This window comes from Tindallia texcoconensis (assembly GCF_055383815.1).
Window position 1 is genome coordinate 607,022 of the sequence record NZ_AP042431.1, and the last position, 12,881, is coordinate 619,902.

Genomic DNA, 12,881 nt, shown 5'->3' on the forward strand with positions numbered 1-12,881 from the left:
AAGCCCACACCCTTTCTAGTCTATCGAAACTCTTCTTCAAACAAATGCTGCACTAGTCCCTTTAAAAAATCCATCCCCTTTTCAACATGGCTTGTTTTATGGGTTAGCCCGACCATTACCACTTTTTTCTTGTTTCCTTGCAGGATACCAACATCATGAAAAACCCCATCAATGCTTCCTGTTTTGTGAGGAAAATCGCTTTTCTCTACTCCATAAACCTTTAGTCCTTGATAAAACCCTTTTTCATCCTGTTGTCTTTGGAGCATATCCATCCCTAAATCTCTCATTTCCTCCTGAAGACCCAGACCTGTGTAAAGAATTTCCATGATTTTCCCCATATCTTCAGGAGTTGTATAGCTAAATTTTCGATAATCTCCCTGCATCAGTTTTCTTGCTAAATAGGTGTTGTGTAGCCCTAGGCTTTTCATTCCATCATTAATGGAATCGATGCCTAGATCCTCTATTAGTATATTAGTTGCTGTATTATCACTGATCACAATCATCAACCTTAAAAGATCTTCACGAGATAGTTTGTTAAGTCTCTTAAGATCCTTAAGAATTCCACATCCTTCAACTTTATCTTCTTGGTTTACGGGAATTTCCTCTAAAATATCCAATTTCTTTTCTCCATGTCTCTTTAGTACCTCATAAAGAATTGGTAACTTAATAGTGCTTGCTGCATGCACTTGTTCCTTCTGATTAATTGCAATCGTCTCTCCAGTTATCAAGTCTTTCATGTATAAACCCACAGTACCAGTAAATTTTTCTATTTCCTTATGCAATAGCTCTTCACGTCGGTTCATGATTCCATCTCCTCCATGGAGAATAGAGTGTTCATTATTTGCAAGTACACTCCAATACCTAAACTATCTTCATCGATATCAAACTCTTTGGAATGACCAGGAGCCGTTATGCCTTTTTTCTTGTTCCCTACCCCTAACCGAAAAAAAGTTCCCTTTTTATGCTGTAGAAAAAAGCTAAAATCTTCTACGCCTAAACTTGGACTTTCTATGAATTTAACGTTTTCTTCTCCTAAAACTTTGATCGCCTGCTCTTCAACAATTTTGGTTGTTTCTCTATGATTAATTAGAGCCGAATACCCTGGTTTAATAGAAATATCACCTTCTCCTCCAAATGCCCTAGGCAACGCCTTAACCATTTGGATGATTTTTTCTTTTACCATGCTTCTGACTTCTGGATCAAAGGTTCTTAAGGTCCCAGTCAGAATCACTTCATCTGCAACAATATTTCCTTGACTTCCACCCAGTATTTTTCCAAAACTAAGTACCGCAGCATCCCTCGGATCCACATTTCGACTTATAATGCTTTGTAGCCCTGTAATCAACTCTCCTGCAATCAAAATGGCATCTACTCCTCTATGAGGATAGGCCCCATGAGTATTTTTTCCCTTCACCTTCACCTCTAGGGTATCAGAAGATGCATTCATCTGCCCGTATCGAATCCCTACAGTCCCTACTTCCAATTCCGGAGCAACATGCAACCCGTAAACCAAATCCACTTCTGGGTTTTGCAACACTCCTTCCGCAATCATTCTCTCAGCACCTCCAACCGTCTCCTCCGCTGGCTGAAATACAAGCTTTACATTGCCTTTTAAATCTTTTCGATATTTATGAAGGGCTTTTGCAACGCCTAAAAGAATTGTCATATGAGCATCATGACCACAGGCATGCATGATCCCTAGGTTTTTTGAAGCGTAAGACATTTCAGCTTTTTCCTTGATGGGCAAGGCATCCATATCCGCTCTTAAGGCAATGGTTTTTCCTGGTCTTCCCCCAGATATCAAGGCAACCACACCAGTTTGAGCAATGGTTTTAGACTCTTCTATCCCCATTTCTTTAAGGAGGCTCACAATTCTTTCATTCGTCTTAAACTCCTCTGTCCCTAGTTCTGGCCATTGATGAAATTCACGTCGTACTTTTCTTAGCCAGGGATCCATGGCTTCAATTTCCTCTCGCCATTTAATAGAATCAAGCATTTTTTTCCACTCCCGATTCCTCTATGCTTAGAGTTTTCTTCTTTGCATCCAATGACATTAGAACTCCAAAGGGCAAGGTAATCATAGGATTACAGTGCCCAGTTTGAAGGTTGTAGATCGTTGGTTTGTTTGCATCTTTTACTACGTCCCTCAACACGGTTAAAAGACTTTGAGCCTCTCCATGTTTGGATTGATCACATCGGTTAAAATCTCCAAAAATAACCCCATTAGCCTCTTTAAATTTTCCTGCTAATTTCAGTTGAGTCAACATGCGATCAATTTTATACGTATCTTCCCCAACATCTTCTAAAAACAAAATTTTTCCCTTGGCATCTATTTCATAAGGCGTTCCCATAGTAGAAGCCACTAAGGCTAGATTCCCGCCCACAATATGGCCCTGGGCTTTTCCCGACACCAGACATTCAATTTCTTCCCCTTTAGGATTTTCAATTCTTCCTATTTTTTCTGTCCCCATACAAGTCCTTTCAAAAGATTCCATGGTAAAGGGGTCTGATCCCTGAGAAAAGTCTGAGGCAAGCATAGGGCCATGAAAAGTCACCATCCCTAATTGTTGATTAAGAAATAGATGAATAGCCGTAATATCACTATAGCCCATGAATACCTTAGGGTTTTTTTGAATTATATCTTGATCCAAACTTTCCAGAATACGCGAAGAACCATAGCCTCCTCGCAGGCAGATAATACCATCAATGTCAGGATTTTCAAACATCCTATTCAAGTCCTTTGCTCTTACTTTATCTTCCGCTGCCAAAAACCCATGACTTGTACCACAACTCTCCCCCATAAGGATAGTAAAACCCATGGCTTCTAAGACTTTCTTCCCTCTTTCCCCTTGCTCCGGCTTTGCAGCACTGGCAGGAGCAATAATTCCTATGGTATCTCCTCTTTTAAGCGCTTTTGGTTTGATCATACACTGGACTCCTCCTTTCCTTGACAACTTTACAGCGTAAAGACACTTTAGGTCTGTTAATGAAATCTAAATCATTCCGTTAAAACATGAGATGGGCAACAAACACAGCCGTAACAATTCCTACAAAGTCTGCAATTAAACCAGCGGGAAGTGCATGTCTGGAATTTTTAATGGATACAGAGCCAAAATAAACAGCCAGTACATAAAAGGTTGTTTCCGTTGATCCTTGCATGATGGATGCTAATCGACCAATAAAGGAATCTGGACCATGGGTTGTAATAAGTTCACTCATAATTCCTGAAGCACCACCACCAGATAAAGGGCGCATAATAGCATGAGCCAGGTTTTCTCCAGGCATCCCGATTAATCCGGTCAAAGGACTTACCAGGTCTACTAAAAGATCCATAGCGCCAGAAGCCCTAAATATTCCAATAGACATCAGCATGGCTACCAGAAAAGGAATAATTCGAACAGCAGTATTAAACCCCTCTTTTGCTCCTTCCGTAAACACTTCATAAACCTTTACCTTTCTGATGAATCCTACCGTAGGGATCACCAATAAAATAAATGGTATTGCATACTTTGAAACATTATCTATTATATTCATCAGCATCCTAATCCACCCTCCCTTTATAGGTTCTTCTGTACGTCATCATATTCATTCGGATCAATCTTAAATCTGGGTAACTTTTGCAATAATTTCACCGCAATAATAGCCGCTGTCGTAGATGCCGCTGTGGCTAGGATAACAGGTCCTATTATCTCTGTTGGATTGGCAGAATCCGCTGCCGATCGAATAGCAATGACAGAAGCGGGAATTAATGTAATAGATGAGGTATTAATTGCAAGGAAAGTACACATAGCATTAGTAGCAGTATCTTTTTTGGGATTTAAAGTCTGTAATTCTTGCATTGCTTTTAACCCTAACGGGGTCGCTGCATTTCCTAAACCCAGCATATTTGCCGCCATGTTCATAATAATGGCTCCCATTGCAGGATGATCCGATGGAACTTCCGGAAATAATGGTTTTGTAATAAATTTGAGTCCTCTGGCTAACATATTCACTAACCCAGCTTTTTCTGCAATCTTCATAATCCCTAACCATAAAGCCATGGTACCAATTAATCCAATTGCTAAATCTACCGCCACATTGGCATTATCTATAGCCGCATCCGTAACAGCTTCAATATTCCCCGTTGCTGCAGCATAGACAACACCCACTACTATAAAACCAAACCAAACGATATTAATCATAACCCATTTCCCTCCTTATAAATAGTGGTCTTCTACTAACAAAATCTTAAGATCATCTCTATACGGATCCCTCCCTTAAGCTGATTTTCCCTTGTCTACTAATCTATTTCAAGAAATTTCATAAAATCCTACCAAGAATACGCTTCTCTATTATTTATCCAAATAAGAAGGAATACGCTCCTTTCGGATTAAGTCTTGATAGTTTTCCCTCTCTACAATAACATGGCTGGCCTCATCCTTCAAAAGAACAACCGCTGCTTTAGGGGTTTTATTGTAATGGCTGGCCATGGAATAATTATAAGCCCCTGTATTCTTTACCACAAGAATATCTCCACTTTCTAATTCCGGCGTAGCCAGATCCCATATCAATACATCCCCACTTTCACAGCATTTTCCTGCAATCGTAGTCAATCGATCCGCTTTCTCCTGCCACTTATTGGCCACAATCCCATGGTATTTAGCCTGATAAAGTGCTGGTCTTGGATTATCAGGCATTCCACCATCCACACTGGCATAATTTCGAATGCCTTCAATGCTTTTTAAAGATCCAATGGTATATAGAGTAATCCCAGCTTCTCCAATAATCCATCTTCCTGGTTCAATAATGATCCTAGGGTGACTCCACGACTCTTTTTCAAACTGCTTACTTACTTCCTTCATGATTTCATCCGTATAAAAACTAATTCCACGGGTCTGCTCTTCCTCTGTAGTATATTGAATCCCAAAGCCTCCACCAACATTTAACTCCTCCGCAATATACCCTAATTCACTTTTTAGTGTTTTCATCAAACCCACCACTATTTGAACTCCCACAAGATAAATATTATTTTCAAAAAGTTGAGAACCTAAATGAAAATGAAAGCCGAGTAATGTCAACCGACTATTCTTCATGGTTCCTCGCACAATACGATATAGCTCTTTTTTATTTAGGGGCAAACCAAATTTCGAGTCCTTTTGTCCAGTTTGAATATACTTATGCGTATGTCCCTGGATCCCAGGAGATAAACGAAATAAAATATTTACATGGCGATCCAACTCCTCAGCAATTGCGGAAAGCATTGCCAGCTCATATTCATTATCTACAATAATTCGCCCCACATTATATCTTACAGCCATCTCTAACTCTTCTCTGGATTTGTTGCTCCCGTGAAAAATCACTTTTTCCATGGGGAATTTTGCAGAAATTGCCGTATAAAGCTCCCCACCAGAAACGACATCCAGCCCTAGCCCCTCTTCTTCAATAATTTTACATATAGCTTGGGTGAGAAAGGCTTTGCTGGCATAAGCTGCAAAGGATTTATCATATTTCATCAAAAAATCCTCTTTAATATTTCGACATCTTTCCCGAATTAGCTTTTCTGAAAGTACGTAAAGTGGCGTCCCGTAGGTTTTCGCTAATTGAACAGTATCATGACCTGAAAAACAGTAATTATTTTCCATCTTTATTTGCTCCTCCTTCATCCTTTAATGAGTACCTCTTTAAAAAAGCAATAATTATGCCAAGAAATATGGCTTTCTTTTTATTTTTTTGAATCAGCTTATTCCAAAGACTTCAATAATTTCTATTGTTTGTATTATGGAAATTTTTCGATTCAACAAAGCTAAATAGTCTAAATTTAGTTCTTTTTTCCGAACTACACCAAGGCAATTCTATTTGTTTTTTTCTCCTATCTATTCTAAATCCTATTATTTCCCTTGTTTCTTTACACACTAAAAAAGTTCGCTTATTCGGATATTATTCCGAAAAAACGAACTCCCCCTCCGTCCATTTTATCCTTTTGACTTTTGGTTATAGATTATATTTCTTCAACTTGTCATAAAAAGCTGTTTTTTTGATTCCTAATAATTCCCAAGATGCTTTATGTTTTTTATCTGTTATTCTCAGAGCTTGTTGAATCGTAGCTATTTCCGCTTCTTTTACTGCTTTTTTCAAATCCAAATCTACTGATTCCAGCTCCTTAGCTTTTAATGTCTTTCGGCTATCCATCTTTAAATGCTTTGAAAATACCGTTTTTCCATCCACAAAATGCAAGGAGTGCTCCAACATATTTTCTAATTCCCTTACGTTTCCTGGCCAATCATAAGCCATCAATTTTCTCATGGCCTCTGAAGATATGTTCTCAGCCTCACATCCAACTCTTTCCCCTAATTTAGGCAGCATATGAGTTACCATGGCATAAAGGTCCTCTTTCCTTGCTCTTAGGGGTGGAATGTCTATAGGAAATACATTGATCCGGTAGAATAAATCTTCTCTGAAGTGCCCCTTGTTAATTTCCTCTTCCAAATTTCGATTCGTCGCTACGATTACCCTACCCATAAATTTAATTTTCTTATGTCCACCAACAGAATAAAAACTTTTACTTTGCAATACTTCCAGCAACTTTGATTGCAGAATCAACGGAAGCTCACCAATTTCATCTAAAAAAACAGTTCCTCCTTTGGCCAACGAAAACATTCCCTGTTTCCCTTCTTTTTTGGCACCAGTAAAAGCGCCTTCTTCATATCCAAACAATTCGCTTTCTATTAAGGCTTCAGGAATACCTGCACAATTTACATGCACAAAAGGTTCCGCAGAACCGATGCCAGCTTCATGGATTTCCTTAGCCAAAATAGTTTTTCCTGTACCACTCTCCCCTGTAATCAATACCGTTGAAACAGACTGAGAGGCCTTGTAAGCCAATTTTTTAACGTGGATTATTTCTTTGCTACTGCCATGTATTTTTTTGAAACCTTCAATCCCCTGTTCTTCCTTTAATTGTTTTTGTGCTCGGGATAACTTTGATAAGGCTTCATCTCGTTCCAACATGATTTGTTTTACTTCCGAAACATCCTCCACTTTCAGTACTGCCCCTACTCTTTTGTGGTTATGATTTAAGGGGTTTACTGTACACATAGTGGTATATCCGTTAATTTCCGTCAATTGATCAGTATAGCTGTCACTGCCACCTCTTGCCACTTGCACAAAGCTTTTTATCACCTGATTTTCTTGGTGTATATCAAAAATACTCTTACCCTCTACATCAAACCCTCCTCCAACCTTCTTTGGGCTGTAAGGTTTTTTCATCAATAATTCTTTAAGACTCTCTCCCTTTGCCGTGTAGCCTCTTGTTTGATAAAATTTTATATTTCCTGTAGATTTACAAAGACATACAAGATGTGCAATATCTTTTATAAAGGGTAATGGAAAGCTTTTTTCATCCACTCGGATCCAAATAATTTTGTTTACTTGATCAATTTCGATTTCAATAGCATACCCACTGAAATCTTTTTTCAGTTCTAAGTGATGATATTCTCCTTTCTGTACTTTATACACCCCTTCGGAGGCATCATCAAACCTTCCAATTCCTACAATCGCATCTCGTTCCTGGATTTTCTCATCCCTTATTCCTATTTTTTCAAAATCCGTCAGATCCATGCCTCCGTCATCTTTTTGAACCCCCGTAATGCCCATTATCACAATATCCCCAGTTTCAAGCTGACCTGCAGGATGACCAATGCCATCGTCTTCCATTAATCCAAAAATCTCTTTCGCTTTTTTATTGTAAAATTGAATCATTCCATATGCATCAATAAAAATAAATCCTTCGGACATCATATCTACAAATTGTTTCATGAATCCATAGTTTTCAAACATATCCACACCCTCTTTGCACTTCCCATTTTCTTTCATAGCATCACACTAACGATTCGTCTTCACTTAGATATAGGAAAAGAGACGCACCAAACGCTCCCTATTCTTACAGCAGTATCTTCCCTATGTCTTTAACGGTTTCAGCAATATAATCTGCTCCTGCTTGTTCCAGTTCCAGTCTGTCACCGTATCCATACAATACACCAATCGAATCCAATCCTGTCTTTTTTGCTCCAAGAATATCATGTTCCCGATCACCGATCATGACTGCTTTGGAAAGATCCGTAACGGAAGCAATTTCAAGAGCACGTTGAATGACTTCATTTTTATTAACCCTGCTCCCATCAAGAGTGCTTCCAGCAATACAAGAACAATAAGGTGCCAGCTCAAAATGTTCTAGTATTTGTTTAGCAAACACCTCTGGCTTAGAAGTTGCCACCAGAATCTTTTTTCTATTTTTTTGAAGCTGCTGAAGCAAGGCTTCTATGCCATCATATAGGACATTTTCAAACATCCCTCTCTCTATATAATACTCCCTGTAATCTTCCACCGCTTTTCTAGCTTCTTCTTTAGAAAATCCATAGTATTTTTCAAAAGACTCCCACAGAGGCGGTCCAACAAATTTATCCAGCTTCGATCTATTCTTTACTTTAATTCCATGTTTTTCAAGGGCATATACCACTGAATTAATAATCCCTGTCCCAGATTCAGTTAAGGTTCCGTCCATATCAAATATGATGTATTCATATGTCATGGTTTCTCCCTCCATTTTTGTTAAACCCCCTTTTGTAGATGGCTTTACGCAACACATCTAATGTCAACCTTAAGTGTAGTTTGTTTGATTTTCATTGTCAACTATCTTAAGCCGTTACAAAAGCAAAAGCGAGGGACCCTTGAAGAGTCCCTCGCTTTTGCTGCCTCTATCTACCTACTCAAAAGTTCCTTTTACAACAACCTTCTGATCACGCAGCATTTTTTGCCCTTTGGCAATCACCGTTTGTATCTCTTGGGTTTCCTCATGGATCAGTACTACATCTGCCTTGGACCCTACTTCCACTACCCCTTTATCCTGCCAATTCATTATACTAGCAGGTGAAGATGTAATGGGCCGCACTGCTTGTTCCAATGGAATACCTTCTAGCTTTACAGCCTTTAAAACAGCTTGAAACAAAGAATTAGAAGAACCTACTTCTAACCCCGTACATTTTCCTTCTTTATTAAATTCCGGCAGGCTCCCCTGGGCATCGGAGCTAAAACTGATTCTTTCAATTGGAATCCCTGCTCCTAGGGCCCTTGCAAGAGCTTGATGGCATGGCACTTCTCCTGCTTCAATAAACGCTGGTACGGTGCTGGTAGTAAAATCCATATAGCCCCCTGCTTTTCCGTATTCCAATGCTTCCTGAAACACCTTCTCATTTCTATTTTGATGAGTTGGCAAAAATTGAGATAATGGAATCCCCGTCTCTTGGGACACTTGCATTAACATGGATAGACCACCTGGTTGATCTCCTAAGTGAACGTTAATGAGACCTGGTTTTCCACTCAACATTCCACCTACCCGAGCAGATGCCGCCAGTTTTTTTACTTCTTCTAATGTCGGTTGAGAGGAACGATGATCCGATAACGCCACCTCTCCTACACCTATAACTGCTGGCAAATGAAGAAGGTCTTCTTCCACATTATTAAATAGAGAACGCACTGGCATTTGATAAGAACCTGTCCAAGCATAGACGCTAAGCCCCTCAGCCTGCAACCCTGCAACTTTTGCCAACAAATCTCTCATAGAACGTGTAAACCCATCTGTACCCAAGCACCCTATCACCGTTGTTACTCCTGCTTTTGTCAGCTCTGTTAGCTGAATGGGTGGCGTGCGGGTATGTGGGCCACCCTCCCCACCTCCACCAGTAATATGAACATGAGTGTCAATAAATCCAGGTAACAGCATTTGACCGTTGCCCTCTATCTCTTCCATTTCCACAGACAAGCTACCTGGATCTATTGCTTCCTGAATAGCGACAATCCTATCTCCAGCTATCAACACGTCTCTCACGCCAAGATACCTTGGTTGATATACCTTGACTTTCCGGATTAATATCATGTAATCCCTCCTAGTTAAATCCAATCATAACCGCTAAAACCATTACTAAAGACGCAAGGACAAATAATAGTACTTGAAATTTAATTTGAAACCGAAACCATTGATACCAATCTAACTTAGCTACTCCTAAAACACCCATTAAGCATCCAGAAGTAGGCACAATTAAATTGGTAAATCCATCCCCAAGCTGAAAAGCTAGAACCGCCACTTGTCGACTTACGCCTACAATGTCAGCCAATGGTGCCATAAGAGGCATCACCAAAGCTGCCTGTCCAGACCCAGAAACTACAAAGAAATTAAACACGGACTGAAATACAAACATAATCCAGGCTGAAACGGCTGGCGGCAAAGAACCAACTGCATTTCCTGCATAGTGTAAAATCGTATTCAACACAGTACCTGCTGTGGGATCCGTTCCACCCAAGACAAGAATAATCCCTTGGGCCATTCCCACAACCATGGCGGCGCCCACTAATTCTTTGGCTCCATTACGAAATGAAATGGCAATATCATTTACCCGCATATCCTTAAGTCGAAAAATTACCCCGATCATACCAGCAACCAATCCCATTACAAAGAACTGTGTTGCTATTTCTGGTATGTAGTAGGCATGTTGCATCACTCCCCATACCACCCAAATGACACCAACCACTATAGTTAATAGTACCAAGGCGTCACCGGTGCCAAATTTCGTCTCGATATGTTGACGACCTTCAAAATCATTTCGATAATATGCGTCGGATTCGTATGAAAGAGATTTGGTGGGATCTTTTCTAATACGCTGTGCATATCGATAGGTATAACCAATGCCTAAAGCTGTAAAAAACGCCCATAGAGCAATTCGAAACCCAGCACCAGAAAGCACCGGAATCCCAGAAACTCCCTGTGCCACCGCTAAACTAAAAGGATTCATCCAAGAAGTGGCAAATCCAATTTGAGTCGCTACGTAGGTGATACATATTCCGGTGATGGCATCATACCCCATAGCAATCATCAAGGGTACTAAAATCATGGCAAAGGGAATTGCTTCTTCTCCCATGCCAAAAACCGCACCACCCAAGGAAAAGAAAAAGAATATAATAGGGATCGACAAAGATTCCATTCCTTTTGTCCTTTTAATCATTGCTAAAATTGCATTTTCTACGGCACCAGTCCGTAAGATAATCCCAAAAGCGCCACCAATTACTAAAATAAATGCGATTATTCCCACAGCCGTTCCCCATTTACTACCACTTACCAATCCTTCAAAAACATAGTTGAGGAACCCTACCCCACCAAATGGTTCAAATAAACGGATGCCTTCTCGCAAGGCTTCTCCATCTTCTGTTGTCACCAATTGAAAAGTATCAGGATCCAGCACTTCTCTAGATTGCTCGGAACCATCTTGCATATATGTAACTTCCCTTACATCAAACTGCCCAACTGGCACCAAATAGGTAAGCAGTGCCGCTATTGCTACAACAAAGAAAATAATGACATAGGTGTCTGGCATTTGCCAATCTCGGAAGTTTCCCGGAGCCTTCCCTTTCTTCTGTTGGTGATTTTCTTCATTTTTCATCGCATTACCCTCCATTATTTTTATAGATAAAGCCATGGCAGCTTATCCTTTACCTACTTGGCTATCCAGCCAATAGATTTGCATAAATCATGCCAACTACTGTTTAACATCACCCGCTTTTAAAGACAGAAAAAACCGACAAATGCTCCCCCCCTTTTTGAATCAAGGCTTTTTCCGTCAAAGATTTTAACATAATACGAACTTTAAGAAAAGTCGCTGGTGAAGTTTTGATGCCGAACCACTATTTTAACACAGAATAACCTCAGGATAGAAATAGATTCTCATAAAAAATCCTCTTCTTCTTGTGAAAAAACAGGAATCTCATCCACATTATATTCTAGGAGCTTTTCGTAGCCTTCCTTGCCATCCTTATATTTTATCGTTAAAATGGTATTATAAGTTTCTGCTCGTTTAGCTAGCGATATGTCTTGACTATCCATGATTTTAAAAAACAGAATCTAACCCATAATAAGGAGTTCTTCCATGTCTATTCAACAAAATCTCATGACAAACAACATCAAAAATACCGCCCTTATTTTTGAAGGCGGTGGGATGCGTGCCAGTTATTCTTCTGGCCTTTTATGCCATTTACTTGAAAACAAGCTATATTTCGATTATGTAGCCGGCATTTCTGCCGGCGCCAGTTGCAGCGTTAATTACCTATCAAGAGATATTAGCCGAGCCAAGCAATCCTTTGTAGATATTGTTAAAGATCCTCATTTCGGTGGATGGAAATCTTTCTTATCTGGCGAAGGCTATTTTCGAGCAAAGTACATTTACGAAGAAACGACTCATTCTACAGGCACCCTTCCCTTTGACTTTCCAGCATTTTTCCACAATCCCGCCTATTTGCGCATAGGTGCTTTTCATATGGAAACTGGTAAAATGAACTATTTTTCAAGGACGGATATCCAAACTCCTTTGGATCTAATGCGAGTGGTACGAGCTTCTTCCTCCATGCCCATCGTAATGCCACCTGCAGAAGTAAATGGCTCTGTCTATGTAGATGGTGGTATCAGCGGTGGCATCGCCTTAGATATTGCTAAACAAGATGGCTTTCAACGTTTTTTTGTCATCCTAACTCGGCCAAAAGGCTATAAAAAATCACCAGTAAAACACAAAAGACTCGTCAAAACCTTTTACCGCAAATACCCACAAGTAGCTGATGCCATGCTCCAAAGGCATATCCGGTACAACCAAACCTTGGAAGAACTACAGGAGCTAGAACTGGAAGGCAAAGCCTTTTTGGTTTATCCAGATGAAATGCCGGTGTCCAATATGGAAACCCATTATCATAAGCTCCAAAAGAGCTATGAATTGGGTTATGCCCAAGGCTTGCGAGATCTTCCTGCTTGGAAATCCTTTCTACTCAGCAGCCATTAACTGGATATGAACCTTCATTATCACCAAAAA

The 12,881-nt window shown here is 39.9% G+C and carries 11 protein-coding genes; 1 reads left to right on the forward strand and 10 read right to left on the reverse strand.

All coding sequences use genetic code 11. The annotated features are described in order from the left end of the window. Positions 1-20 precede the first annotated feature (20 nt). The 10 genes from ACZ47N_RS02895 to yfcC form a co-directional block, all read right to left on the reverse strand. Positions 21-803 (reverse strand): serine hydrolase, encoded by a 783-nt coding sequence (locus ACZ47N_RS02895; protein ID WP_464887642.1) that lies wholly within the window; start codon positions 801-803, stop codon positions 21-23. Beyond that, on the reverse strand, positions 800-1,996 hold the full coding sequence (locus ACZ47N_RS02900) for a M20 metallopeptidase family protein (protein ID WP_464887643.1): 1,197 nt from the start codon (positions 1,994-1,996) through the stop codon (positions 800-802). Before ACZ47N_RS02900 ends, ACZ47N_RS02895 begins: the two co-directional genes overlap by 4 nt. Further along, positions 1,989-2,927 carry a S66 peptidase family protein gene (locus ACZ47N_RS02905; protein ID WP_464887644.1) on the reverse strand — a complete coding sequence of 313 codons (939 nt, stop codon included), beginning with the start codon at positions 2,925-2,927 and terminating at the stop codon, positions 1,989-1,991. The genes ACZ47N_RS02900 and ACZ47N_RS02905 overlap by 8 nt, the downstream gene beginning before the upstream one ends. Positions 2,928-3,006: 79 nt before the next feature. Further along, positions 3,007-3,540 carry a spore maturation protein gene (locus tag ACZ47N_RS02910; protein ID WP_464887645.1) on the reverse strand — a complete coding sequence of 178 codons (534 nt, stop codon included), beginning with the start codon at positions 3,538-3,540 and terminating at the stop codon, positions 3,007-3,009. 17 nt (positions 3,541-3,557) lie between these two features. Then, positions 3,558-4,181: a nucleoside recognition domain-containing protein gene (locus ACZ47N_RS02915; protein ID WP_464887646.1), complete on the reverse strand. Its 624-nt coding sequence runs from the start codon at positions 4,179-4,181 to the stop codon at positions 3,558-3,560. A 150-nt stretch (positions 4,182-4,331) separates the two neighbouring features. Further along, positions 4,332-5,621 carry a diaminopimelate decarboxylase gene (gene lysA / locus ACZ47N_RS02920; protein ID WP_464887647.1) on the reverse strand — a complete coding sequence of 430 codons (1,290 nt, stop codon included), beginning with the start codon at positions 5,619-5,621 and terminating at the stop codon, positions 4,332-4,334. A gap of 349 nt (positions 5,622-5,970) precedes the next feature. After that, positions 5,971-7,815 (reverse strand): sigma-54 interaction domain-containing protein, encoded by a 1,845-nt coding sequence (locus ACZ47N_RS02925; RefSeq protein WP_464887648.1) that lies wholly within the window; start codon positions 7,813-7,815, stop codon positions 5,971-5,973. A 103-nt stretch (positions 7,816-7,918) separates the two neighbouring features. Continuing rightward, positions 7,919-8,566: an HAD family hydrolase gene (locus tag ACZ47N_RS02930; RefSeq protein WP_464887649.1), complete on the reverse strand. Its 648-nt coding sequence runs from the start codon at positions 8,564-8,566 to the stop codon at positions 7,919-7,921. A gap of 174 nt (positions 8,567-8,740) precedes the next feature. Then, a complete protein-coding gene (iadA, locus tag ACZ47N_RS02935; RefSeq protein WP_464887650.1) occupies positions 8,741-9,910 on the reverse strand; it encodes a beta-aspartyl-peptidase in 1,170 nt (389 codons plus the stop codon). A gap of 10 nt (positions 9,911-9,920) precedes the next feature. Beyond that, the gene (gene yfcC, locus ACZ47N_RS02940; protein ID WP_464887651.1) at positions 9,921-11,468 is read right to left on the reverse strand and encodes a putative basic amino acid antiporter YfcC; all 1,548 of its coding nucleotides are present in this window, start codon (positions 11,466-11,468) and stop codon (positions 9,921-9,923) included. A gap of 483 nt (positions 11,469-11,951) precedes the next feature. On the opposite strand from yfcC, the gene ACZ47N_RS02945 reads away from it, so the two are divergent. Next, the gene (locus tag ACZ47N_RS02945) at positions 11,952-12,851 is read left to right on the forward strand and encodes a patatin-like phospholipase family protein (RefSeq protein WP_464887652.1); all 900 of its coding nucleotides are present in this window, start codon (positions 11,952-11,954) and stop codon (positions 12,849-12,851) included. Positions 12,852-12,881 lie beyond the last annotated feature (30 nt).